The 23,605-nt window shown below is 63.6% G+C and carries 24 protein-coding genes; 13 read left to right on the top strand and 11 right to left on the bottom strand.

Features of this window, described 5'->3' with window-relative positions:
* Window positions 1-5 precede the first annotated feature (5 nt).
* The gene (locus tag WFK36_RS12940) at window positions 6-887 is read right to left on the bottom strand and encodes a sterol desaturase family protein (protein ID WP_336792156.1); all 882 of its coding nucleotides are present in this window, start codon (window positions 885-887) and stop codon (window positions 6-8) included.
* Between the two features lie 57 nt (window positions 888-944).
* On the opposite strand from WFK36_RS12940, the gene WFK36_RS12945 reads away from it, so the two are divergent.
* Window positions 945-1,640, top strand: coding sequence for a TetR/AcrR family transcriptional regulator (locus WFK36_RS12945; protein WP_336792158.1), 696 nt, complete (start codon window positions 945-947; stop codon window positions 1,638-1,640).
* On the opposite strand, the gene WFK36_RS12950 is transcribed toward WFK36_RS12945, so the two are convergent.
* A complete protein-coding gene (locus WFK36_RS12950; protein WP_336792160.1) occupies window positions 1,627-1,947 on the bottom strand; it encodes a hypothetical protein in 321 nt (106 codons plus the stop codon). The genes WFK36_RS12945 and WFK36_RS12950 overlap by 14 nt on opposite strands.
* Before the next feature lie 172 nt (window positions 1,948-2,119).
* Here WFK36_RS12950 and sigM point away from each other — a divergent pair, with 172 nt between their 5' ends.
* The 5 genes from sigM to WFK36_RS12975 all read left to right on the top strand — a co-directional run bounded on the left by sigM (window position 2,120) and on the right by WFK36_RS12975 (window position 5,675).
* Complete coding sequence (gene sigM, locus WFK36_RS12955) at window positions 2,120-2,680, top strand: RNA polymerase sigma factor SigM (protein ID WP_008381435.1); 561 nt, start codon at window positions 2,120-2,122, stop codon at window positions 2,678-2,680.
* Window positions 2,681-2,793: 113 nt separating this feature from the next.
* The gene (locus tag WFK36_RS12960; protein ID WP_336792161.1) at window positions 2,794-2,985 is read left to right on the top strand and encodes a hypothetical protein; all 192 of its coding nucleotides are present in this window, start codon (window positions 2,794-2,796) and stop codon (window positions 2,983-2,985) included.
* A 103-nt stretch (window positions 2,986-3,088) separates the two neighbouring features.
* The gene (gene trxB / locus WFK36_RS12965) at window positions 3,089-4,027 is read left to right on the top strand and encodes a thioredoxin-disulfide reductase (protein ID WP_008381438.1); all 939 of its coding nucleotides are present in this window, start codon (window positions 3,089-3,091) and stop codon (window positions 4,025-4,027) included.
* A gap of 33 nt (window positions 4,028-4,060) precedes the next feature.
* Window positions 4,061-4,390, top strand: a complete 330-nt coding sequence (trxA, locus tag WFK36_RS12970) for a thioredoxin (RefSeq protein WP_008381440.1) — start codon at window positions 4,061-4,063, stop codon at window positions 4,388-4,390.
* 136 nt (window positions 4,391-4,526) lie between these two features.
* Window positions 4,527-5,675 carry an N-acetylmuramoyl-L-alanine amidase gene (locus WFK36_RS12975; RefSeq protein WP_336792164.1) on the top strand — a complete coding sequence of 383 codons (1,149 nt, stop codon included), beginning with the start codon at window positions 4,527-4,529 and terminating at the stop codon, window positions 5,673-5,675.
* A 412-nt stretch (window positions 5,676-6,087) separates the two neighbouring features.
* On the opposite strand, the gene WFK36_RS12980 is transcribed toward WFK36_RS12975, so the two are convergent.
* The 9 genes from WFK36_RS12980 to rpmH all read right to left on the bottom strand — a co-directional run bounded on the left by WFK36_RS12980 (window position 6,088) and on the right by rpmH (window position 12,421).
* Window positions 6,088-6,804, bottom strand: a complete 717-nt coding sequence (locus tag WFK36_RS12980) for a hypothetical protein (protein WP_336792166.1) — start codon at window positions 6,802-6,804, stop codon at window positions 6,088-6,090.
* 97 nt (window positions 6,805-6,901) lie between these two features.
* Window positions 6,902-7,963 carry a ParB/RepB/Spo0J family partition protein gene (locus WFK36_RS12985; protein ID WP_336792168.1) on the bottom strand — a complete coding sequence of 354 codons (1,062 nt, stop codon included), beginning with the start codon at window positions 7,961-7,963 and terminating at the stop codon, window positions 6,902-6,904.
* The gene (locus WFK36_RS12990) at window positions 7,963-8,907 is read right to left on the bottom strand and encodes a ParA family protein (RefSeq protein WP_008381445.1); all 945 of its coding nucleotides are present in this window, start codon (window positions 8,905-8,907) and stop codon (window positions 7,963-7,965) included. Before WFK36_RS12990 ends, WFK36_RS12985 begins: the two co-directional genes overlap by 1 nt.
* Before the next feature lie 61 nt (window positions 8,908-8,968).
* Complete coding sequence (rsmG, locus tag WFK36_RS12995) at window positions 8,969-9,685, bottom strand: 16S rRNA (guanine(527)-N(7))-methyltransferase RsmG (protein WP_336792171.1); 717 nt, start codon at window positions 9,683-9,685, stop codon at window positions 8,969-8,971.
* A 134-nt stretch (window positions 9,686-9,819) separates the two neighbouring features.
* Window positions 9,820-10,350 carry a Jag family protein gene (locus WFK36_RS13000; RefSeq protein ID WP_008381447.1) on the bottom strand — a complete coding sequence of 177 codons (531 nt, stop codon included), beginning with the start codon at window positions 10,348-10,350 and terminating at the stop codon, window positions 9,820-9,822.
* A gap of 51 nt (window positions 10,351-10,401) precedes the next feature.
* Window positions 10,402-11,532: a membrane protein insertase YidC gene (yidC, locus tag WFK36_RS13005; protein ID WP_008381448.1), complete on the bottom strand. Its 1,131-nt coding sequence runs from the start codon at window positions 11,530-11,532 to the stop codon at window positions 10,402-10,404.
* A 13-nt stretch (window positions 11,533-11,545) separates the two neighbouring features.
* Window positions 11,546-11,839 carry a membrane protein insertion efficiency factor YidD gene (yidD, locus tag WFK36_RS13010; RefSeq protein ID WP_205330111.1) on the bottom strand — a complete coding sequence of 98 codons (294 nt, stop codon included), beginning with the start codon at window positions 11,837-11,839 and terminating at the stop codon, window positions 11,546-11,548.
* Window positions 11,836-12,249, bottom strand: coding sequence for a ribonuclease P protein component (rnpA, locus tag WFK36_RS13015; protein WP_008381450.1), 414 nt, complete (start codon window positions 12,247-12,249; stop codon window positions 11,836-11,838). The genes yidD and rnpA overlap by 4 nt, the downstream gene beginning before the upstream one ends.
* 28 nt (window positions 12,250-12,277) lie before the next feature.
* Window positions 12,278-12,421, bottom strand: coding sequence for a 50S ribosomal protein L34 (gene rpmH / locus WFK36_RS13020; protein WP_006337454.1), 144 nt, complete (start codon window positions 12,419-12,421; stop codon window positions 12,278-12,280).
* 302 nt (window positions 12,422-12,723) lie between these two features.
* Between rpmH and dnaA the strand changes: the two genes are divergently transcribed.
* From dnaA to gyrA, 7 genes are all read left to right on the top strand, one after another.
* Window positions 12,724-14,241, top strand: coding sequence for a chromosomal replication initiator protein DnaA (gene dnaA, locus WFK36_RS13025; RefSeq protein WP_008381451.1), 1,518 nt, complete (start codon window positions 12,724-12,726; stop codon window positions 14,239-14,241).
* Window positions 14,242-14,757: 516 nt separating this feature from the next.
* Window positions 14,758-15,960 carry a DNA polymerase III subunit beta gene (gene dnaN / locus WFK36_RS13030; RefSeq protein ID WP_336792178.1) on the top strand — a complete coding sequence of 401 codons (1,203 nt, stop codon included), beginning with the start codon at window positions 14,758-14,760 and terminating at the stop codon, window positions 15,958-15,960.
* A gap of 36 nt (window positions 15,961-15,996) precedes the next feature.
* Entirely contained in the window at window positions 15,997-16,911 is a 915-nt protein-coding gene (gene gnd, locus WFK36_RS13035) for a phosphogluconate dehydrogenase (NAD(+)-dependent, decarboxylating) (RefSeq protein WP_008381453.1), read from the top strand.
* Window positions 16,912-16,927: 16 nt separating this feature from the next.
* Complete coding sequence (gene recF / locus WFK36_RS13040) at window positions 16,928-18,151, top strand: DNA replication/repair protein RecF (RefSeq protein WP_336792180.1); 1,224 nt, start codon at window positions 16,928-16,930, stop codon at window positions 18,149-18,151.
* Entirely contained in the window at window positions 18,148-18,687 is a 540-nt protein-coding gene (locus WFK36_RS13045; protein ID WP_008381455.1) for a DUF721 family protein, read from the top strand. Before recF ends, WFK36_RS13045 begins: the two co-directional genes overlap by 4 nt.
* Window positions 18,688-18,851: 164 nt before the next feature.
* Window positions 18,852-20,909 carry a DNA topoisomerase (ATP-hydrolyzing) subunit B gene (gyrB, locus tag WFK36_RS13050; protein WP_008381456.1) on the top strand — a complete coding sequence of 686 codons (2,058 nt, stop codon included), beginning with the start codon at window positions 18,852-18,854 and terminating at the stop codon, window positions 20,907-20,909.
* A 146-nt stretch (window positions 20,910-21,055) separates the two neighbouring features.
* Window positions 21,056-23,557, top strand: a complete 2,502-nt coding sequence (gyrA, locus tag WFK36_RS13055; protein ID WP_008381458.1) for a DNA gyrase subunit A — start codon at window positions 21,056-21,058, stop codon at window positions 23,555-23,557.
* Window positions 23,558-23,605 lie beyond the last annotated feature (48 nt).

Genomic DNA, 23,605 nt, shown 5'->3' on the forward strand with positions numbered 1-23,605 from the left:
CGAGACTAGGACGACGTCGCAGTCGGCGCCCATCCCGGTGGTCCGAAGACGTATCCGAGCTTGTCGCGCAGGGTCGGGGCCGACCGGACGTCGCGCGCGATCGCGGCGTATTCGTAGGTCTGCAGAGTCCAGACGTTGTAGGTGTCAACCGGCTTGGTGAGTCCGTAGTGGGGACGGTGGAGTTCCGGTTGGAACGATCCGAACCACCGATCGAAGATGATGAACACCCCTCCGTAGTTGCGGTCGAGGTACTCGGCGTCGCTGCCGTGATGCACGCGGTGGTGCGACGGGGTGTTCATGACGTACTCGAACGGCCTCCACATGCGATCGATGTGCTCGGTGTGCACCCAGAACTGGTAGATCAGGTTCACCGCGTACGTCCCGAACACCACCGCGGGCGGAATGCCGAGCGCGGGGAGCGGAAGCCAGATGATCAGGCTCATCGTCGGATTCCATTTCTGCCGCAGTGCGGTCGCGAAGTTGTAGTACTCACTGGAGTGATGCGCCTGGTGCGTCGCCCAGACCAGGCGCACCCGATGTGCGATCCGATGCTGCCAGTAGTAGAGCAAGTCGACGGCGACGAACCCGATCACCCACGTGTACCAACCCGTGATCGGCAGCTGCCATGGTGCGACGTAGGCGAACAGCGCCGTGTAGACGGCCAACGCGACGATCTTGCCGAGAGCCGACGTGCCTATCGACACCAGACCCATCACCAGGGATGCCTTGGTGTCCGCTGCCGCGTACGCTCCCTTGCCGGGCCTGCCGTCGTCGTCGACGTCGGACAGCTTGGCGGCTGCGAACAATTCGAGGCCCAGCATCAGCGCGAAGAACGGGATCGCGAGCACTGTCGGTTCGCGCATCGCCTCGGGCAGGGAACTCCACATTTGTGGAACGATAACGAGTCAGTTCTGCCCGGTCCACTGTGGAATATGATTGGCACGATGAGCAGCACTGTCGGGGGACGCACGTACGGTGGGATGACAGCCGAGGATCGACTCGTTCAACGTCGAGAGTCCCTGATCGGGGCCGGGCTGGAGCTGTTCGGGACGCAGGGATATCCGAACGTCTCCGTGAAGCGGATCTGTGACGACGCCGGACTCACCCAGCGGTACTTCTACGAGTCGTTCCCCGATCGCGCGGCTCTGCTGGCCGAAGTGTACTCGAGGTGTGTTGACACGGCCCGTCACGCGACAGTCGCTGCTGCGGCGAGCGTCTTCACCGAGGCGGGCATCAGTGGGGGAGCGATACCGCCCGAGCTGATCCCGCGCGTCACCACCGAATCCCTCGGAGCCATGATCCGGTGTCTGGCCGACGACCCCAGACGCGCTCGGATCATGATGATCGAAGTCGTCGGAGTGAGTCCAGAACTGGAGAAGCTCCGACTGACGGCGATTCACGAATGGGCGTCACTCATCGTCGGCATAGCCGTCGGCGACGATGCTCCGACCTCGCACCAACGCATGGCTGCGATCGGGCTCGTCGGTGCACTCACTCAATTGCTCGTCGAATGGCAGATGGCCGTCACCGATCCGATCACCCCCGAGATGGGACCGGAGCTCTTCGAAGTGGAAGCGATCCATGCCGTGATGACCGACATGTTCACATCCACCTACGAACGGATCTTCACGCCTTCGTGATCCATTGCGTGCGGATCCTGTCGGCCACCGCCTCCGCGTCCGGCACCACGAACAGAACTTCGGACCCGTCGCTCAGCGTCACGCACAAGCGATCCTGCTTGCCACCACTCCAGAACTTGCCCGTGCCCGGCGCCGTCCCGATCGCCGACGCGTATCGATGCTGGACAGCGAAGCGCGCGCCCTGCGCCCGCTTGCCCTTCGGCTCGAACACGATGTGCGTCTTTGTCAACTCAAGCCGACCGGGTACAGCGACCATCCCCGCCGATCGGGCAGCAGTCCATGTCGCCAACGGCTGGTCTTCGGTCATGGGTCGAGAATACCGATATGGAGTAGTCGCCATCCTGGAGCGACCACCACGTTGTGAACCCGCGACCGGGTTGTCCACAGATTCGACCCAAACATGCAGAAGAATCCGCGTGTTATCCACAACTACCTAGAAACCGCTAAATCGGACTGTCGACCTGCCTAGTCTCATTCGCATGACTCGGGGGACGATCGATTCGCGCAGCGACTACCAGTTGGTACAGGACCACGCCCGCGGCGAGGCCTCGGCATTCCACGAACTGATCGCACGCCATCAGAACAAGCTGTGGGCCGTCGCATTGCGCACCACGGGAAACCACGACGACGCGTCAGACGCACTGCAGGAGGCGTTGCTGTCGATCCACACTCGGGCTGACAGTTTCCGCAACGACTGCAGCGTGTCGAGCTGGATGCACCGCATCGTCCTGAACGCGTCGCTCGATCGACTGCGACGCGTCAAGCACCACAGTGCCTCCCTGTTGTTCGAAGACGACGAGACTCTCATCGATCCCCAGGACCACAACGCCGACATCGACTTGTCCGTGTCGATCGGCCGGGCCCTAGACGTCCTCCCTGCCGAACAGCGCGCGGTGATCGTGCTCGTCGACGTGTACGGGCACAGCGTCTGCGAAGCGTCACGATTGCTGGGCGTGCCCGAAGGCACGGTGAAGAGCCGGTGCAACCGGGCCCGCAAGAAGCTCGCCCTGGTGCTGGGTCACCTGCGCGACGATGAATGACGACGCCGGGCGACACGCCCGACCCGATCCGAAATGGAACCGAAGTCCGGATACATGCGTCTAACTGTTGAAGGGACCGAACAATCAACGTGACGGCGGGCGGACAGATTCTGATGGAGCACAACGGAGCGGTACGACGACCACTGGACGTCTCCGACTCCGAACCGACCGACAACACGGAGATCACCACCGCGGTCGACGCGACGGTCGCCGACCTTCGCTCTCTGAGGGATGAGGAGATCCCCGTACCCGACGATGTCCGGGCCCGGATTCGCCAGACCATCGCGAGCCTGACCGACAGCTGAACCACGAGCACCCCGGCCCGCCGGGAACATCAGCCCATATCCTTGTGTTGAACGTTGAGCCGCGCGAAAAGCACGCGCTCTACAAACGCGACACGGAGGATAGATGAGCGACACCGACAACCAGATCCACGAACTGATCATCGTGGGTTCGGGACCCGCCGGCTACACGGCTGCGATCTACGCGGCACGCGCTGAGCTGTCGCCCGTCGTCTTCGAGGGCGTGTCGTTCGGCGGCGCTCTGATGACCACCACCGAGGTCGAGAACTTCCCCGGTTTCCAGAAGGGCATCCAGGGGCCCGAGCTCATGGATGAGATGCGGGAGCAGGCTATCCGCTTCGGCGCCGACCTTCGCATCGAAGAGGTCGACACCATGCGCCTTGAGGGCGACATCAAAGAGGTCGAGGTCGGGGGAGAGGTGTACCGCGCACGCGCAGTGATCCTCGCGATGGGTGCTGCCGCACGCTACCTCGGAGTCCCCGGGGAGCAAGAGCTGCTCGGCCGCGGAGTCTCGTCGTGTGCAACGTGTGACGGCTTCTTCTTCAAGGAGCAGGACATCGTGGTGGTCGGCGGAGGCGACTCCGCCATGGAGGAGGCCACGTTCCTCACCAAGTTCGCACGCAAGGTCAGCCTGATCCACCGTCGCGAGGAGTTTCGCTCGTCGAAGATCATGCTTGAGCGCGCACGCGAGAACGACAAGATCGAGTTTGTCACGAACACTGCCGTCTCCGCGGTCAAAGGCGACGGCTCGGTGTCCGAGCTCGAGCTGGTCGACACCGTCACCGGCGAGACTCGTACCCTGGCCGCCACCGGAATGTTCGTCGCCATCGGTCACGATCCCCGGAGCGAACTCGTCCGCGGCCAGGTCGACCTCGACGACGATGGTTACGTGAAGGTCGACGGCCGTTCCACGTACACCAACATCCCCGGCGTGTTCGCCTGCGGCGACCTCGTCGACCACACCTACCGCCAGGCGATCACCGCCGCCGGCAGCGGCTGCTCGGCCGCCATCGACGCTGAGCGCTGGCTCGCCGAGCACGCCTGACAGTCCACCACTGAATAACTAAGGAGCACTCCCATGGCAGTTCACACCGTTGATGTCACCGACGCCACGTTCGCGTCCGACGTTCTGGAATCGAACAAGCCCGTCCTCGTCGACTTCTGGGCCACCTGGTGCGGACCCTGCAAGATGGTCGCTCCCGTCCTCGATGAGATCGCCCGTGACAACGGCGAGAAGATCACCGTCGCCAAGATCGACATCGACGCCAACCCCGGAGTCGCCCGCGACTTCCAGATCATGTCGATCCCGACCATGATTCTGTTCGAGAACGGCAAGCCCACCAAGACCATTCAGGGCGCCAAGCCGAAGGCTGCGATCCTGCGGGAGCTCGCCCCCGTCCTCGAGTGACCATCGGGTCTCAATAGCCGACTTCATTTGTCGGCACCACCGGAGACCTGAGAGAATAGAGCGGTGCAGTGACGGCCGCCGATCTGCACAAGATCGGCGGCCGTCACCCTTTTGCGAGAGAGAAGTGGGGTTCTCCATGCCGGTATTGCGTCTGGGCGACCATGGCTCGGCAGTAGCCGAAGTCAGGGCGATCTTGGCATCACGGGGACTGCTCCCCGCCGCCCCGACAGCAGCGCCGAGCAACGAGCGAAGCCCGTGGTCGCCACCAGAGGCTGTGTTCGACGCCGCCTGTGATCGGGCAGTCCGTGCGTTCCAGCAAGAGCGTGGACTCATCGTCGACGGCATCGTCGGACACGCCACGTACAACGCACTCAGGGAAGCGTCGTACACATTGGGCAGTCGAGTCCTGCTGTACCGTCTCTCGGCCCCTATGACGGGCGACGACGTCGCAACCCTCCAGTCGCGATTGCAGAATCTCGGCTACTACCACGGGCTGGTCGACGGAGTCTTCGGCGATGTCACCCACAACTCCGTCGGCCTGTACCAAACCGAGTACGGCCTCTCCTCCGATGGCATCTGCGGCCCCGAGACACTTCGCTCTCTCAATCGTCTCGGCACCCGCATCACCGGCGGTTCCCCACATGCCATCCGGGAAGAGGAGCACGTGCGACGCTCGGGTCCCCAGCTCACCGGTAAGCGAATCCTGATCGACCCGGGCGCCACCGATGACTCGGACGCAGCGATCCTGTGGGACCTCGCATCGCGTCTGGAAGGTCGCATGTCGGCTGCGGGTATGGAGACCTTCCTGTCGCACGACGGCAAGTCCTCACCCGATGACGATGAGCGCGCCCGCGTCGCCAATCTCGCCGATGTCGACCTGATGATCTCGCTTCGTGCCGGCCACTACGCCAACGACCATGCCAACGGCGTCGCGACGTTTTACTTCGGAAACACCCACGGCTCGTTCTCGACCATCGGCCGCAACCTGGCGAGCTACATTCAGCGCGAGCTCGTTGCGCGCACAGACTTCCTCGACTGCCGCACCCACGAGCGCACGTGGAACATCCTCCGACTCACGCGCATGCCTGTCGTCCTCGTGGAGGCTGGATACATCACCAATCCGCACGACGCTGCGATCCTGTCTGACGCCTCTGCGCGCGACACGATCGCCGAGGCTGTTCTCGTCGCGGTGAAGCGTCTCTACCTTCTTGGCGAGAACGATCGCCCGACAGGCACGTACACCTTTGCCGACCTCCTCGAGGCAGAGCGAATCACACCGATGTAGTTCATCTTGTTTCCCGTGAAACAACGGCCCGGCTGATTTCAGCCGGGCCGTTTTCGTATCTGTTCGTTGCTGTTCCCTCTCCTGCTTGTTGGCCGAGCGTCGCATCTCTGCTCGTTGAGCGAGCGAAGCGAGTCGAAGCGTCCCACAACAACAGCGCTCGGAAGACGGCGGTTCAGCAGGCAGAAGGGCAACGCGCGCCCTACGAGCTGGAGGCGACGCGCGCGCGACAAACAGGAAGTGCGGCACCCGTAGAACTAGCAGAAGAAGTGGCGCACCCGGTCAATACGCCTGTCTTCACGACGGCTCGATTGCCGATGAACCCTGTCGGAACGGTGCTTGACTTCTACTGGAGCAATGCAGCGCCGCTTGATTCACGTGAAACACTCGCCGATCGAGGGCGGTCGCGTACAGATCAGCAGACGGGGGAGGGGAGGGGCGATGGGGCCGACAGGCTGATGTCGGCCTCAAGAACAAGCTTCTCAAGGGCGCGTTCGACTGCTGACTTCCAGCCGAGGCCTTCGTCGAGCTCAAGCCGCAAGCGCGGGAGATACAGATCGGGCGCCACGACCTCGAATCCCGCGTCAAGCAAGAATGACGTCGGCATCAGACAGAGTTGGCAAGTATCCGATGCCATACCACTGCCCAGCATCAGGCCGACGAGATCCTGCTCAAGGGGCTCACGATCTCCACTGAAACCGAACGCCTCAATCGCTCGGACACCGCGTCGTACGACATCGCTCACGACGGCGTCAACCAGAGTGTGTAGCGCGTCATCGAACCCCGGCTCCACGCGCACGGTGGTCAGCAGAACGGCATCGGATCCGACGGGTCCGGTGGGGAACCGTCGAGCCCGCGGCACACGATTCGGGGGAGCATACAGTGCCGTGCCGACGACATTCCCCGTCGTCGACTCGACCGCCACTTGACCGCACGTACCCCATTCCAGGAGCAGTCCCGAGATCCACGCTTCTTTGTCGAACTCGCTCTCCAGCGTTTCACGTGAAACGGATGCGGAAGGATCTAGCGTCTCGCCGTCGCCCTGAACCATCTCCCAGAACACGCAACGGCGTGTATGCGCCGGCAACGAATGGAACATCTCGAGTTCCAGAGGCGTCACTGACACGCTCATCGCTGCTCCAATCCCGCATATTCTAGAAGTCCTGTCACTGTGACGTTTTGGACTAGTGCACCCGCACCACCGTTGGTAAAACGGGTATTTCGGTCATCTACTGGGAGTCTGTGTTCTCCGCAATCACGGTGACAATGCGTTCCAGATCATCAACGGAACCGAACTCGATGACGACCTTTCCCTTCCGCTTGCTCAGGCTCACCGTCACCTTGGTGTCGAGACGGTCCGACAACCGATCGGCGACGTCTTGAAGACCAGGCATCTGCATCTGCTGACGCTTGCGCGGCGTGGCTGTAGGAACCGCACCGTCGTGATTGGCGAGAGTCACCGCCTCCTCGGTCGCACGAACGGACAACCCCTCGGCGACAATGCGGGCAGCCAGCGCCTCCTGAGCGTCGGCGCCCGTCTCCAACGAGAGAAGGGCGCGAGCATGACCTGCCGACAGAACGCCCGCCGCGACCCGACGCTGAACCGGAATCGGGAGCTTCAGCAGACGGATCATGTTCGTGATCACTGGACGTGAACGTCCGAGCCGATTGGCCAGTTCTTCGTGCGTCACGTCGAACTCTTCGAGCAGCTGCTGATACGCGGCCGCCTCTTCCAAAGGATTCAGCTGGGCACGATGGATGTTCTCCAAGAGCGCGTCGCGCAGCATGTCGCCGTCAGGTGTCTGCCGAACGATAGCCGGAATGGCCTCGAGGCCTACGCTGGTGCCTGCACGCCACCGACGCTCGCCCATGATGAGCTGATACTTGACACCCGCTGCGGTGGGGGAGGGGAGCTCCCGCACCACGATCGGCTGCATCAGGCCGAACTCTCGGATCGAATGCTCAAGCTCCGCCAACGCCTCTTCGTCGAACACAGTTCGCGGCTGATGGGGATTCGGCTGGATCTGCGACGGCGGGATCTCACGGTAGACGGCACCCAGATCGTCACTGTCCGCCGCAGTCGCAGATGTGTCCGCAAACGGATCCGTAGACACTGCCGAACCCGGACGCGGAACCACACCGGACCCGCCACCGATAACCACGTCAGCGGCCGCTGCACCCATCCGGGTGGTGTTCGTCCCGTGGCCCTCTTCAGTCGGTCCAGTCGGAATCAGTGCGGCCAGCCCACGTCCGAGCCCGCCACGACGCTGCGCGTCACGCTGCTGTGCCATTACGCCAGACCTCCTTCGACCGCTGCGCGCTGTGCGAGTTCGCGGGACGCGTCCAAGTAACTCATTGATCCACGTGAACCCGGGTCGTACTCGATGATCGTCATCCCGAAGCCCGGAGCTTCCGACACCTTCACGCTCCGGGGGATGATCGTCGACAGCACCTTGTCACCGAAGTGTCCGCGGACTTCAGCGGCCACCTGATCGGCCAGCTTGGTGCGTCCGTCGTACATCGTGAGAAGGATCGTCGAGACGTGCAGTTCCTTGTTGAGGTGCGCCTGGACGAGTTCGATGTTCCGGAGCAACTGGCCGACTCCTTCCAACGCGTAGTACTCGCACTGGATCGGAATCAGGACTTCCCGTGCCGCCACCATCGCGTTCACAGTCAACAGACCGAGCGACGGAGGGCAATCGATCAGGACGTAGTCGATGCCGAGCTCAGCCAACACGTCGTGATCCAACGCGTTGCGGAGTCGACTCTCACGAGCGACCACGGACACCAGCTCGATCTCTGCACCCGCAAGGTCCAAGGTGGACGGGACACAGTAGAGCCGTTCGTTGGCGGGAGAACGCTGAATGGCGTCGCGCAGCGACACGTCGTCGAGCAGCATCTCGTACACCGAGGCGATGCCAGGCTGACGATGATCGATGCCTAGGGCAGTGCTGGCGTTGCCCTGCGGATCGAGGTCGATCACAAGTACACCGAGTCCGTGGATCGCGAGGCCTGCGGCGAGGTTCACGGCCGACGTGGTCTTGCCGACGCCGCCCTTCTGATTCGCAACGGTCATGATCCGCGGACGTGCCGGACGGGGGAGGGTACCGGTGCCACCGGGGGTCAGCACCTGACTGGCGCGCTCGGCAGCAGCGGCGATCGGAGTATCCCCATACGGCTGCGCCTGGGGAACGGACGGCGTTTCACGTGAAACAGAGGGTTCGTAGTGGGGCACCCCGGAGCTCCTTTTGTCGTTGCTTCCATTGTGCGCCCTGCGTCGAAAGGACACCAATTCTCTATCGCTTCCGCTTCGCACGACGCGCGGCTCGGCGTGCAGCAGCGATGTCACTCGCGAGCTCCACCCTTGTTCCGGTGAGTAGAGTCGTCGGTTCGTCCAGTACATCTACTCCGCATTGAGACACCCTCAGATCAGCGAGCCCAGCCTTTCGAACTGCGTCACGATCTCGTTCGATCTCGTCCGCGACCGAGCGACCCTTCAATGCCACCAGACTGCCGCCGACCTTGATCAACGGCGCCGACCAACCGGCGAGACGAGCAAGGGGAGCGACTGCTCGAGACGTCACGATGTCTGCTGTGCCGACCGTGGACACGATCGCCTTCTCTTCTGCACGACCGCGGACGACCGTCACATTGTCGAGCCCGAGCTCCGCAACCACTTCATCCAAGAATGTCGTTCGACGAAGGAGCGGCTCGATCAAAGTAATCGACACGTGACGTTTCGCGATGGCAAGGGGAATGCCCGGCAATCCCGCGCCCGATCCGATGTCGAACACCGTCGAACCATCGTCGATCGCCTCTCCGAGCACACCGCAGTTCAGGATGTGTCGGGTCCACAGCCGCGACACTTCACTCGGTCCGATCAGCCCACGAAGGACACCTTCTTCCGTGAGTATTCGAGCGTAGCCCTCGGCCAGATCGAGTCGGTCACCGAAGACCTCAGTCGCGCTCGCCGGTGTCGGCTCACAGTCGATCGCCGCTTGTTCGTCTGTCATCTGTCCCCGTTCGCTACTTCCGCGTTTCACGTGAAACACGGTGAATCACATGCATGTCATTCTCCCCTGTGAAACGAGAGAAGTCCCGGCCGGGTGGCCGGGACTTCTCAATACTCATGGGGGAGGGGAGTGGATCACTCCTTGATGACGACGACGCGCCGCTTCGGCTCCGCCCCTTCACTCTCACTGTAGACACCATCGACGGCGGCCACGGCATCGTGAACGATCTTCCGTTCAAACGGGGTCATCGGATCGAGCGACTCACGACCACCGGCGTCACCGTCCCGCACGCGCTCGGCGACCTCGGTGCCCAGTCGGGCAAGACGATCACGACGGTCGGCCCGCCAGCGACCGACGTCGAGCATCAGTCGGCTGCGGTCGCCCGTCGCCTGCTGCACCGCGAGACGGGTCAGCTCCTGAAGTGCGTCCAGCACTTCGCCATCGCGACCGACCAACTTCGACAGATCCTTGCCTCCGTCGATGCTGACGATCGCACGATCACCGTCGACGTCGAGATCGATGTCGCCGTCGAAGTCGAGCACGTCGAGCAGCTGCTCGAGGTAGTCGCCCGCGATCTCGCCTTCTTCGACCAAACGGTCTTCTTCGTCGACCTCCTCGACGTCCACATCGGGCTCGACGGGCGCCTGCACAGCGTCTCCAGTCATGGTTGTACCTCTATCTGTCTTGACGAAAAAGTTCTGGTGGGGCGAAGCGGCTCAGCGCTTGCGGCCCTGCTTGTTCTTCTTGTTGCGCTTGTTGCCGGCCTGCTTGGCGCCGCCGGGCTTGTTCGCGGGGCGCTGGCCGGGAGCAGGCTTCTTCGGCGCCTCGTCGACGACGGTCTCCGTCTTCTTCGTGAGATCGGTCTTCTTCTCGACCTCGACTGTCTCGTCGACGACATGCTTCGTCTTGGCACCGGGCTTTGCACCGGGCTTCGGGGCGTTGGCCTTGTTGCGCTCTTCCTTGGCGAGCTTGGCCTCTTCCTCTTCTTTCGCCATACGGCCGAACACGATGTGCTGCTGGGCGTAGGTCCAGAGGTTGTTGCTCACCCAGTAGATGAGGATGGCGACGGGGAAGAACGGACCGGTCACGAGGATGCCCAGCGGGAAGACGTACAGCGCGAGCTTGTTCATGATGCGCGTCTGCGGGTTGTCGGCAGCCTCAGCTGTCTGACGTGCGACCGAGGCGCGGGAGTTCATGTGCGTCGCGATCGAGGCGACGATCATCAGCGGAACGACGACAAAGGCGATCTGCCAGCGTGTGAAGTCGATGGCGCCGCCGGGTTCGACGAACGCCTTGAACTGCTCCACCGGCTCGGTGATGTACGACGACAACGGAACACCGAACAGGCGAGCATCAAGGAAGTTCGCGACCTGATCGGGGCTGAACGCATAGTTCCCGATCGAGCGGGTCTCCTCAGCGGTCATAGCGTGGCTCGGTGCACCGAACGGCATCGCGGTTCCGGCGCCCATGCGGTTGAACGAGCGGAGGACGTGGAACAGACCGATGAACACGGGGATCTGCATGAACATCGGGAGGCAGCCGAGGAGCGGGTTGAAGCCGTGCTCCTTCTGGAGCTTCTGCATCTCCTCGGTCATCTTGACCCGGTCGTTGGCGTACTTCTTGCGAATCGCCTGCATCTGCGGGTTGATTTCCTGCATCTGCTTCGTCGTGCGGATCTGCTTGACGAACGGCTTGTACAGGATCGCACGGAGCGAGAAGACCAGGAAGACCACCGACAGCGCCCATGCGACGCCGTCGCCGCCGGGAGTGTTCGGTGTCAGGTGGTCGAACAGCCAGTGCCAGACCCACATGATCCAGGACACCGGGTAGTAGATGAAGTTGAGCACGGCTCAATGACCCCTATCTGATGACGACGCCGCGGCGTCGCTGGTGGAAAGCGTGGAGGGGACCGTTCTCCGGCACCGGGTCGTAACCGGGCTTGTGCCAAGGTCCGCATTTGAGCAGTCGCCAGACCGACAGCACTGAACCCCAAAGGAATCCGTGCTTGGTCAAGGCTTCAACTGCGTAGCCACTGCACGTCGGCTCGAACCGACACGTGGGCATGCGAGTGGGAGAGATCCAAGTCCGGTACAGCTCGACCACGAAGATCAGCGACCGTCGAGGGAGCGAGTACAGACTGCGAAAGAACGTCATGAGGAAGAACCTGCCCGCGCGAACGCCTTCTGCGCCTTCGGGTGGGCGAATCCAGCCCGGAGTTGAGCAGCGAGTTCATCGGTCGACCGGGTCGCGATCGACGGGAACGCACGGAGGACGACAAATGTCTCCGGGTTCTCGAGCTCAGGACGGATCTGGGCGAAGGCGTGCCGAAGACGCCGAGCGACGCGATGACGGACGACGGCGTTGCCGACCTTCTTCGAGACGATCAGCCCGAGCCAGGGCCCACCGTGAAGCGCGACATCGGCCCGCAGACCGGTGGAGTCCGGCCACTGGGCGCCGACAGGCGCGAGATGAATCACCAGATCACGCGCCGAAACCCGCACACCGGAACCCAGTGTGCGGGTGAAGTCGGATCTCGTGGAGATCCGCCTGGAGTCGGCAGTCACCGATCAGCGCGATCGGAGGCGCGCCGAATCAGGCGGTCAGCTTGGCGCGGCCCTTGGAACGACGGCCGTTCACGATGGCGCGGCCGGCGCGGGTACGCATGCGCAGACGGAAACCGTGCACACGAGCGCGACGACGGTTGTTGGGCTGGAAAGTACGCTTCCCCTTAGCCACTGGGTACTCCTCGGGTCGAAACTGCAGGTGGTCCTCGGCCCATGCCCACCTGCGCGGTCTCATCCCACAAGGAATGACCAGCAAGCGTGCTTGGGCGACCCTCCGAGACTACTCAGAGCCGCCTCCCGAATCAAACCGCTCCCCACCAGGCTCGATCCGTCCCCATGGAATTACAGCCTTGGGATTTGTTCACAGGTTTGTCCACAGATGTGGACAACTGTGTGGAGAAGTTCGCATCGGCGTCGGCGTTCATGGCACGCTTTAACCCTGTGCCTGTGGACAAACCAGTGAGGGGGCGAGGGATGCCGAGCGATCGGGAATCGTTCAACGATGTGTGGGGCAAGGTCGTCGCTGAACTGACCGATGGAACGGGACCCCAAGGTGCGCAGCCGCTTTCGCGCATGCAAAAGGCCTGGCTGTCGTTGGTTCAGCCGTTGACGATGACCGAGGGCTTTGCACTGCTCGCCGTCCCGACACCACTTGTTCAGGAGCAGATCGAGCGCGATCTGCGCGACCTGATCCGCGCCACCTTGAACCGTCATCTCGACCAGACTGTGGATATCGCGGTCCGCGTCGCCGAACCGCAAGAGGTCGCGCCGGCGCCTGTGGAGACCATGGGGACAACCTCTCCCGTCACACCAGTAACACCAGTGACTGATGCCACACCGTCAGGTCAGTTCGCGTCGCTCAATTACGACGATCAACCGACTCAAGGCCCACATCCCGGGCCTCGTGAGTGGACCACCTACTTCTCTGATCGCGACGTCGCTACGCCCGCGGAGAGCAGCACCACTTCGCTGCATCCGCGGTACACCTTTGACACTTTTGTCATCGGCGCGTCGAACCGCTTCGCGCATGCATCCGCGGTGGCCGTCGCCGAGAACCCGGCTCGGGCGTACAACCCCCTGTTCATCTGGGGTGAGTCCGGTCTGGGCAAGACCCACCTTCTTCATGCGGCAGGTCACTACGCTCAGCGGCTGTACCCGGGCATGCGCGTGAAGTACGTGTCGACCGAAGAGTTCACGAACGATTTCATCAACTCGCTGCGTGACGACCGTCGTGCCGTGTTCAAGCGGCGCTACCGCGACATCGACATGCTGCTCATCGACGACATCCAGTTCCTGGAGGGTCGCGAGGGCATCCAGGAGGAGTTCTTCCACACGTTCAACACGCTGCACAACGCGAACAAGCAGATCGTGGTGTCGTCGGACCGTCCGCCGAAGCAGTTGGCCACGCTCGAAGACCGACTCCGCACCCGATTCGAGTGGGGCCTGATCACCGACGTCCAGCCGCCGGATCTCGAGACGCGGATCGCGATCCTTCGCAAGAAGGCGCAGATGGACAAGCTTGCAGCGCCGGACGACGTACTCGAGCTCATCGCCTCGAAGATCGAACGCAACATCCGCGAACTCGAAGGCGCCCTGATCAGGGTGACGGCGTTCGCATCGCTGCAGAACGCCGAACTCGACCGTTCTCTGGCCGAAGTGGTTCTCAAGGCGCTCATGCCCGACGACGGGTCGATCGAGATCAGCGCCGCCAGCATTCTCGCGATCTCCGCGGAGTATTTCGACATCTCGATCGAGGATCTGCGCGGGCCCAGCAAGGTCCGCAACGTGACCCAGGCCAGACAGATCGCCATGTATCTGTGCCGTGAGCTCACCGATCTGTCGTTGCCGAAGATCGGCGAGGCGTTCGACCGCGATCACACGACCGTCATGCACGCGGTCAAGAAGATCAACAAGGAGATGCCCGAGCGGCCGAAGGTCTATGACCACGTCCAGGAACTCACCGCGCGTGTGAAGCAGCGCGCGAACCGTTGACCCTCAAGTGACCCACCAGAGTTGTCGCCAGTCGTCCCGGCACGTGTTCCCGTGTGTCGTCACCGGCGTGTCGCTCCTACAAAACCCCAGGTGCGCTTCGCCGACACCCTGTGGACAACTTGGTGACCAATGGCCGGAAAGTTGTGCACAGGAGTTGTGCACACTGTGGATAAATATCGGCGTCCACAGGGGCACAGATTTGTCCACAGGCGCCGTCCTTTCCGGTTCCACACGGCTAGGCACCGCATGACCTGCGATTACGACGGTTGTCCACAGATTTCACAGGCCCTACTACTACTTAGAATTTCTTTCTAGAGATCTTCCTTTAAAAGTAGGAGTGTGGATGCACAGCTCCACCGACTCCCGACCCGTCGCCGGGGTGCCCCAAATCCCACGGGTGTTGCGACCACCCACGGTGGTCGCTCTAAAGTGGGATTCATCGCGGCACTTGACGTGCCACCGGGCTTCGCACATCCGTGCTCCAGGGCCGAACCAGCAGAAGGGCAATCACCGCTGATGAAGTTTCGTGTCGTGCGTGACGAGTTCGCCGACGCCGTCGCGTGGGTCGCCAGGAGCCTGCCGTCTCGTCCGCCCGTGCCGGTTCTCGGCTGTGTGGTCCTGACCGCGGGCGACGACGGCCTGCGTGTGTCCGGCTTCGACTACGAGGTCTCGGCAACACAGACGATCTCCGCTGAGGTCGCCGAATCCGGAAAGTCGCTGGTCTCGGGCAGATTGCTCGCCGACATCACCAAAGCGCTCCCGCACAAGCCCGTCGATGTGACCATCGACGGGAGCCGGGTCGCGATCTCGTGCGGCAGCTCCAAGTTCTCGCTTCCGACGATGCCCGTAGAGGATTACCCGGATCTGCCGGACGTACCGGAGACCACGGGAACCGTCCCGGCAGAGTTGTTCGCCGAAGCCGTCTCGCAGGTGGCTGTCGCCGCAGGCCGCGACGACACGCTGCCGATGCTCACGGGTGTTCGTGTCGAGATCGAGGGCGACAAGGTCGTCCTCGCGGCCACCGACAGGTTCCGCCTCGCGGTCCGCGAACTGCAGTGGGCCCCAGCGGAATCCGGTGCGTCCGGTGCTGCGCTGGTCCCGGCGAAGACGCTGTCCGAAGCGGCCAAGTCGGCCGGCTCGGATGCGACGGGAAGTGTCGAGCTCGCTTTCGGCTCGGTCCACGCGATCGGCTCCGACGGCATCCTCGGCATCACGAACAACGCGAAGAAGACCACCACTCGACTCCTCGACGCCGAGTTCCCGAAGTTTCGTCAGCTGTTCCCGGCAGGCCACACGTCGGTCGCCACCGTCGAGAGCGCCCCGCTGATCGAGGCCATCAAGCGTGTGGCGCTGGTCGCCGAGCGCGGCGCGCAGGTCCGGATGGACTTCAGTCGTGACGCGGTCATGTTGACCGCAGGCGGCGACGAAGCCGGCAAGGCCGAAGAAGAGTTGCCCGTCTCGTTCTACGGCGAGCCGATCATCATCGCGTTCAACCCGACGTACCTGCTCGACGGCCTCGCAGCCATCGGCTCCTCGATCGTCGAGTTCGGATTCACCAACCCTGAGCCGGACGGCAGCGGACAGCGTCGCGCCGCCGTGCGTCCCGCAGTGCTGCGGCCCGCGTCGGGCGACGATCCTTCCGCGGACGAGTCGGGTCTGTATGCGGCCCCGGACAGCGAGTTCAGCTACCTGCTCATGCCGGTCCGCCTGCCGGGCTGACCTGCACACTCACCACGCCTGAAAGAGGATCTCACCATGCAGCTCGGACTTGTCGGCCTCGGCAAAATGGGTGACAACATGCGGGCCCGCGTCAAGGCCGCAGGCCACGACGTGGTCGGCTACGACCCCCGTCCGGAAGTCTCCGACGTCGCCGACCTCGCCGGTCTCGTCGAAGCGCTCGAGGCGCCCCGCGTCGTGTGGTTGATGGTCCCGCACGGAGAGGTGACGCGTAACTCGGTCACCGAGCTCGCAGGCCTGCTCGAGCCCGGCGACGTGGTGATCGACGGTGGCAACTCGCGTTTCACCGACGACCAGCCGCACGCCGAACTCCTCGCCGTGAAGGGGATCGGTTACCTCGACTGCGGCGTCTCCGGCGGTGTGTGGGGACGCGACAACGGCTACGCACTGATGGTCGGCGGCAGCAAGGACGACGTCGCGAAGGTCATGCCGATCTTCGACGCGCTGCGTCCTGAGGGGCCGCGGGAGAACGGCTTCGTGCACGTCGGACCCGTCGGTGCAGGTCACTACGCAAAGATGGTGCACAACGGCATCGAGTACGGCCTGATGCACGCCTACGCCGAGGGATACGAGCTCCTCGACGCGGAGCCGCTCATCGAAGACGTCACCGGCACGCTCCGCGCCTGGACACAGGGCACAGTCGTCCGTTCGTGGCTCCTGGACCTGCTGGTTCGTGCACTCGACGAGGATCCGGGCCTGTCCGAGATCTCCGACTACACCACCGACTCCGGTGAAGGCCGCTGGACCGTCGAAGAGGCGATCCGCCATTCGGTCCCCGCGAACGTCATCTCCGCTGCACTCTTCGCGCGCTTCGCGTCGCGTCAGGAGACGTCGCCGGCTCTGAAAGCGGTGTCGGCACTGCGCAACCAGTTCGGTGGACACGCCATGCGTGACGGTTCGGGCGCCAGCGTGGGCGAGACGTCCAAGCACTGAGGATTATGGATCACCGGTGTTCGTCCGGGAACTGAGTCTGCGCGACTATCGGTCGTGGCCGGCAGCGGAGTTCACTCTTGCTCCGGAGACGACGGTGTTCGTCGGTCGAAACGGATTCGGAAAGACGAATCTGCTCGAGTCGCTGTTCTACGTCTCGACACTCCGATCACACCGAGTGTCGGCTGATGCGCCGCTGGTCAGATCGGGATGTGATGCTGCGAAAGTGTCGGCGACCGTCGAGAACGACGGTCGTGAACTGACCGTCGACCTGACGATCGCGGCGTCAGGCGCGAACAAGGCGACGATCAACACACGTCCGGTACGGCGTACACGGGAAGTCCTCGGGATTCTGCGGACCGTGTTGTTCGCGCCGGAGGACCTGTCGTTGGTGCGGGGGGATCCGGGGGAGCGGCGCCGATTCGTCGACGAACTCGTGGCGCAACTCCGGCCGATCGCCGCGGGCGCCAAGGCAGACTACGACCGTGTCCTCCGTCAACGATCGGCGTTGTTGAAGACCGCGGGCGCAGCGATGCGTCGCGGCGAGACCGATTCGGTGTTGAGCACTCTCGACGTCTGGGACGGTCACCTCGCCGAGCTCGGAGCACAGGTCACGGCGGCGCGATTGGCCGTCGTCCGACAGATCGCACCCCATGTGACCGGCGGATACGCGTCGATCGCACCGCACTCGCGACCGGCGACCATCGCCTATAGATCCGCTGCCGGGCTCGAAGTCGACGCCTCCGACGGCGGCGACGAGGCGATTCCGCACATCCGTGACGTGCTCGCCGACCGCCTGGTGCAGATGCGCTCGAAGGAGATAGACCGGGGCCTGTGCCTGGTGGGTCCGCATCGGGACGACGTCGAACTGGTCCTCGGTGACGAACCGGCGAAGGGATTCGCCAGCCACGGGGAGTCGTGGTCGTTCGCCCTCGCACTGCGGCTGGCCAGCGTGGAACTGCTCCGCGACGATGGAGTGGACCCGGTGATCATGCTCGACGACGTGTTCGCCGAACTCGACGTCCGACGCCGCGAGAAGCTCGCCGAGTTCACCGCGGGCACCGAACAACTGCTGGTCACAGCCGCCGTCGCGGACGACATCCCGGCGTCGGTCGGTGGCAGACGGGTCACGATCGGGGTGTCCGACGACGACGGACCGCGTCATTCGTTGGTCGTCGACGACGATTCGATGAGGAACGATTCACTGGTGGACGAGCCGAGCGGGGAGGTGCCGTCGGAATGACTGAGGACGATCCGCTCGCCGGGCGCAGCGGGTACGAGATGGCGCGCAAGGCACTTGAAGACGCGCGCGCTGAGGCGAAGGCTGCAGGCAAATCGGTCGGCATGGGGCGATCTGCGCCGATGCGCCCGCGTCGTTCCGGCGACCGGTCACGTCGTTCCTGGTCAGGTGCCGGACCGGACTCACGCGATCCCCAACCGCTCGGCAGGCTCACCGGCAAGATCGCGAAGTCACGAGGCTGGGAGCCGAAGGTCGCCGAAGGCACGGTGTTCGGCATGTGGCCGACGATCGTTGGCGAGGACATCGCGTCGCACGCGACGCCGGAACGCATGGCCGACGGTGTCCTGCACATTCGTGCGGAGTCGACGGCGTGGGCGACGCAGCTGCGATACATGCAGGGGCAGATCATCGCGAAGATCGCCGCCGCCATCGGACACGGCGTGGTCAAGAGCCTGCGGATCGTCGGACCGCAGGCGCCGTCGTGGCGGAAAGGTCCCCGTCACGTATCCGGTCGGGGACCGCGCGACACGTACGGCTGATCGCGATTGTGACGCTTCGCAAGCGCCGAATCCATCAACGGACTCGACGGAACCCGAATTCGTCGCGCTGCGTTTGAATCAGGGCATGGCGTACCGCATGTCTGCGCGTCTACCGAGTACACTGACAGAGACTTACTCGCGAGATGAACAGGAGTGGACCCTTCGTGGCCGACACCAGTAGCAACGAGCCGAAGAAGAACAGCAAAGGCAAGGCCGGCGAATACGGTGCGGACTCCATCAGCATCCTCGAGGGACTCGAGGCAGTCCGCAAACGCCCCGGCATGTACATCGGCTCGACAGGTGAGCGCGGTCTGCACCACCTGATCTGGGAAGTCGTCGACAACTCGGTCGACGAGGCGATGGCCGGACATGCCACGCGCGTGGACGTCACGCTGCTGGCCGACGGCGGAATCCGCGTCGTCGACGACGGTCGAGGCATGCCCGTCGGCATGCACGCCACCGGTGTTCCCGCTGTTGAGGTCATCATGACCCAGCTGCACGCGGGCGGAAAGTTCGACTCCGATTCGTACGCCGTCTCCGGTGGTCTGCACGGTGTCGGCATCTCGGTCGTGAACGCGCTGTCCACGCGCGTCGACCTCGAGATCCGCAACAACGGTTCGTTCTGGAACCAGACCTACACCTACGCCGAGCCCGGTCCGCTCGTCGAAGGCGTCGCGACCCGCGAGACCGGAACGTCGGTCTCGTTCTGGCCGGACGCACAGATCTTCGAGACGGTGAAGTTCAACGCCGAGACCGTCGCTCGTCGTCTCCAGGAGATGGCATTCCTGAACAAGGGTCTGACGATCACGCTCACCGACGAGCGGATCACCGAGGCAGATGTCGAAGCAGCGCCGGACGTGGAGGGCGACGACAGCGCGGAGTCGATCAAGACCGCCGATGAGCGTGCCGAGAAGATCGCCAAGGTCAAGACCCGGACGTACCACTACCCGGACGGTCTCGTCGACTACATCAAGCACCTCAACCGCACCAAGAACGCTGTGCACAAGTCGGTCGTCGGCTTCGCAGCCAAGGGCACCGGCCATGAGGTCGAGATCGCGATGCAGTGGAACGACTCGTACTCGGAGAGTGTTCACACCTTCGCGAACACCATCAACACGCACGAGGGCGGAACACACGAAGAGGGCTTCCGCGCTGCACTGACCAGCACGGTCAACAAGTACGCCCTCGACAAGAAGCTGATCAAGGACAAGAAGGAAGATCGTCTCTCCGGCGACGACATCCGTGAGGGCCTCGCCGCGGTGATCTCGGTGAAGGTCGGCGACCCGCAGTTCGAAGGTCAGACGAAGACCAAACTCGGCAACACCGAGGTCAAGAGCTTCGTGCAGAAGGCGTGCAACGAGCACCTCGCCGACTGGTTCGAGGCGAACCCGGCCGAAGCGAAGATCATCATCCGCAAGGCGGCCGACTCCCACCAGGCTCGTGCCGCGGCCCGCCGCGCACGTGACATGGTGCGTCGCAAGACGGCGACCGACATCGGCGGACTCCCCGGCAAGCTCGCCGACTGCCGCAGCAAGGATCCGGAGAAGTCCGAGGTCTACATCGTGGAGGGCGACTCCGCAGGCGGCTCGGCCAAGTCGGGCCGCGACTCGATGTATCAGGCGATCCTGCCGCTGCGAGGCAAGATCATCAACGTCGAGAAGGCACGCATCGACCGCGTCTTGAAGAACGCTGAGGTCCAGTCGATCATCACCGCATTCGGCACCGGCATCCACGACGAGTTCGACATCGCCAAGCTGCGGTACCACAAGATCGTGCTCATGGCCGACGCCGACGTCGACGGTCAGCACATCGCGACGCTGCTGCTCACGCTGCTGTTCCGTTTCATGCGCCCGCTGATCGAGCAGGGTCACGTCTTCTTGGCGCAGCCGCCGCTGTACAAGCTGAAGTGGCAGAAGGGCGCCGCACCGGACTTCGCGTACAGCGACCGTGAGCGCGACGCGCTGCTGGAGGCCGGCAAGGCCGCAGGCAAGAAGATCAACATGGCCGACGGCATCCAGCGCTACAAGGGTCTGGGCGAGATGAACGCCAGCGAGCTGTGGGAGACCACGATGGATCCCGATGTCCGCGTCCTCAAGCAGGTCACCCTCGACGACGCCGCCGCCGCCGACGAACTGTTCTCCATCCTGATGGGCGAAGACGTCGCTGCTCGCCGCAGCTTCATCGCACGCAACGCCAAGGACGTCCGCTTCCTCGACGTGTGACTTCTCGACTGCGCTCGAAGGCCCGGTGGGGAGCCCCCGATCGTCGAGCGCAGTCGAGACGCAGTCCATCCAGATCGCCAAGCGCAGTCGAGATGTAAACCCCGGCCCGTCGAGCGCAGTCGAGACGAATACAAGAAAGTGAATCAATGAGCGACGAAACCGACCTGTCACCGCTGAACGGCGACGGAACCGGCGACCGCATCGATCCCGTCGACCTCGGCCAGGAGATGCAGAACTCCTACATCGACTACGCGATGAGCGTGATCGTCGGCCGCGCATTGCCGGAGGTCCGCGACGGCCTCAAGCCGGTGCACCGTCGTCTGCTGTACGCGTCGTTCGACGCGGGCTTCCGCCCGGAGCGCGGCTATGTGAAGTCGGCTCGCCCGGTGTCGGAGACGATGGGTAACTACCACCCGCACGGCGACAGCTCGATCTACGACGCGCTGGTCCGCCTCGCACAGCCGTGGTCGATGCGCTACCCGTTGATCGACGGCCAGGGCAACTTCGGCTCCCGCGGCAACGACGGTGCGGCCGCCATGCGTTACACGGAGGCTCGCCTCACGCCGCTGGCGATGGAGATGCTCCGCGACATCACCGAGGAGACCGTCGACTTCGTCCCGAACTACGACGGCAAGACCGAGGAGCCGACGGTCCTGCCGTCGCGCGTCCCGAACCTGCTGATCAACGGTTCCGGCGGCATCGCCGTCGGTATGGCGACGAACATTCCGCCGCACAACCTGCGTGAAGTGGCCGACGCCGTGTTCTGGGCTCTGGAGAACCCGGAAGCGGATGAGGAGAGCACCCTCGAGGCGTGCATGGAGGCCGTGAAGGGGCCTGACTTCCCGACTGCGGGTCTGATCGTCGGCAGCCAGGGCATCAAGGACGCCTACATGACCGGCCGCGGCAGCATCCGCATGCGCAGCGTGGTCGACATCGAGGAGAACAAGGGCGCCACGCAGCTGGTTGTCACCGAGCTCCCGTTCCAGGTGAACCCCGACAACTTGATCGGGTCGATCGCCGAGCAGGTGAACGATGGCAAACTCAAGGGCATCAGCAAGATCGACGACGAGTCGTCCGACCGCGCAGGCATGCGGATCGTCATCACGCTGCGTCGTGACGCTGTCGCGAAGGTCGTGCTGAACAACCTCTACAAGCACAGTCAGCTGCAGACCAACTTCGGCGCCAACATGCTGTCGATCGTCGACGGTGTACCGCGCACCCTGCGTCTGGACCAGATGATCCGCTACTACGTGGCTCACCAGATCGAAGTGATCGTCCGACGGACCAGGTACCGCCTGCGCAAGGCGGAGGAGCGCGCACACATCCTGCGTGGTCTTGTGAAGGCTCTGGACGCCCTCGACGAGGTGATCGCTCTGATCCGCGCGTCGGCCAACACCGACGCCGCCCGCAGCGGATTGATGGATCTCCTCGACATCGACGAGATCCAGGCCGACGCGATTCTCGCGATGCAGCTGCGTCGTCTGTCCGCTCTCGAGCGTCAGAAGATCATCGACGAGTTGGCCGAGATCGAGCGCGAGATCGCCGATCTGAAGGACATTCTGGAGCGCCCCGAGCGTCAGCGCGCCATCGTGCGCGATGAGCTCAAGGAGGTCGTCGACAAGTACGGCGACGACCGTCGTACCAAGATCATCGCCGCCGAGGGCGACGTGACCGACGAGGATCTGATCGCTCGCGAAGACGTTGTCGTCACGATCACCGAGACCGGGTACGCCAAGCGCACCAAGACCGATCTGTACCGCAGCCAGAAGCGTGGCGGCAAGGGAGTCCAGGGCGCCGGCCTGAAGCAGGACGACATCGTCGCTCACTTCTTCGTGTCGAGCACCCACGACTGGCTGCTGTTCTTCACCACGAAGGGCCGCGTCTACCGCGCGAAGGCGTACGAGCTTCCCGAAGCGAACCGCACCGCTCGCGGTCAGCACGTCGCGAATCTCTTGGCGTTCCAGCCGGAGGAGCGGATCGCCCAGGTCATCCGGATCTCCGGCTACGACCACGCCCCGTACCTGGTGCTCGCCACCCGCAACGGCCTGGTCAAGAAGTCGCGCCTGGACGCGTTCGATTCGAACCGTTCCGGCGGTCTGGCCGCGATCAACCTCCGTGGTGACGACGAGCTGGTCGGCGCACAGCTGTGCAGCGGCGACGACGATCTGCTGCTCGTGTCGAAGAAGGGCCAGTCGATCCGCTTCACCGCGGGCGACGAGGCGTTGCGCCCGATGGGCCGTCAGACGTCCGGTGTGCAGGGCATGCGGTTCAACGACGACGACGAACTGCTGTCGCTCAACGTGGTCCAGGACGACACCTACCTGCTGGTCGCGACTTCGGGCGGCTACGCGAAGCGCACCGAGATCAGCGAGTACACACCTCAGGGCCGCGGCGGCAAGGGCGTGCTGACCATCCAGTACGACCCCAAGCGCGGCGAGCTGGTCGGCGCGATCATCGTCGACCTCGACAGCGAGGTGTACGCGATCACGTCTGGCGGCGGTGTGATCAGGACTCTTGCGAAGCAGGTCCGAAAGGCCGGACGTCAGACAAAGGGCGTTCGCCTGATGAACCTATCGGACGGCGACAACCTGTTGGCCATCGCCCGCAACGCCGACGAGCCGGAAGAGGGCGCGGCAGAGCAGGAATGACGCCTGATGCGTTTAGGGTGGGTGGTGTCACCCGTCCAGTGAGGAATT

It is taken from the genome of Gordonia malaquae, from assembly GCF_037148075.1.
GTDB lineage: Bacteria > Actinomycetota > Actinomycetes > Mycobacteriales > Mycobacteriaceae > Gordonia > Gordonia malaquae.

Excerpts from the sequence above, each read along its gene's own strand:
- sigM (WP_008381435.1), top strand. The coding sequence starts at position 2,120 with ATGACTCGGGGGACGATCGATTCGCGCAGCGACTACCAGTTGGTACAG.
- trxB (WP_008381438.1), top strand. The coding sequence starts at position 3,089 with ATGAGCGACACCGACAACCAGATCCACGAACTGATCATCGTGGGTTCG.
- dnaA (WP_008381451.1), top strand. The coding sequence starts at position 12,724 with ATGCCGAGCGATCGGGAATCGTTCAACGATGTGTGGGGCAAGGTCGTC.
- WFK36_RS12945 (WP_336792158.1), top strand. The coding sequence starts at position 945 with ATGAGCAGCACTGTCGGGGGACGCACGTACGGTGGGATGACAGCCGAG.
- WFK36_RS12985 (WP_336792168.1), bottom strand. The coding sequence starts at position 7,963 with ATGGCACAGCAGCGTGACGCGCAGCGTCGTGGCGGGCTCGGACGTGGG.
- WFK36_RS12960 (WP_336792161.1), top strand. The coding sequence starts at position 2,794 with ATGGAGCACAACGGAGCGGTACGACGACCACTGGACGTCTCCGACTCC.
- WFK36_RS12975 (WP_336792164.1), top strand. The coding sequence starts at position 4,527 with ATGCCGGTATTGCGTCTGGGCGACCATGGCTCGGCAGTAGCCGAAGTC.
- yidD (WP_205330111.1), bottom strand. The coding sequence starts at position 11,839 with ATGACGTTCTTTCGCAGTCTGTACTCGCTCCCTCGACGGTCGCTGATC.
- gnd (WP_008381453.1), top strand. The coding sequence starts at position 15,997 with ATGCAGCTCGGACTTGTCGGCCTCGGCAAAATGGGTGACAACATGCGG.
- trxA (WP_008381440.1), top strand. The coding sequence starts at position 4,061 with ATGGCAGTTCACACCGTTGATGTCACCGACGCCACGTTCGCGTCCGAC.
- WFK36_RS12980 (WP_336792166.1), bottom strand. The coding sequence starts at position 6,804 with ATGAGCGTGTCAGTGACGCCTCTGGAACTCGAGATGTTCCATTCGTTG.
- WFK36_RS13000 (WP_008381447.1), bottom strand. The coding sequence starts at position 10,350 with ATGACTGGAGACGCTGTGCAGGCGCCCGTCGAGCCCGATGTGGACGTC.
- WFK36_RS13045 (WP_008381455.1), top strand. The coding sequence starts at position 18,148 with ATGACTGAGGACGATCCGCTCGCCGGGCGCAGCGGGTACGAGATGGCG.
- rsmG (WP_336792171.1), bottom strand. The coding sequence starts at position 9,685 with ATGACAGACGAACAAGCGGCGATCGACTGTGAGCCGACACCGGCGAGC.
- dnaN (WP_336792178.1), top strand. The coding sequence starts at position 14,758 with ATGAAGTTTCGTGTCGTGCGTGACGAGTTCGCCGACGCCGTCGCGTGG.
- WFK36_RS12950 (WP_336792160.1), bottom strand. The coding sequence starts at position 1,947 with ATGACCGAAGACCAGCCGTTGGCGACATGGACTGCTGCCCGATCGGCG.
- WFK36_RS12940 (WP_336792156.1), bottom strand. The coding sequence starts at position 887 with ATGTGGAGTTCCCTGCCCGAGGCGATGCGCGAACCGACAGTGCTCGCG.
- gyrA (WP_008381458.1), top strand. The coding sequence starts at position 21,056 with ATGAGCGACGAAACCGACCTGTCACCGCTGAACGGCGACGGAACCGGC.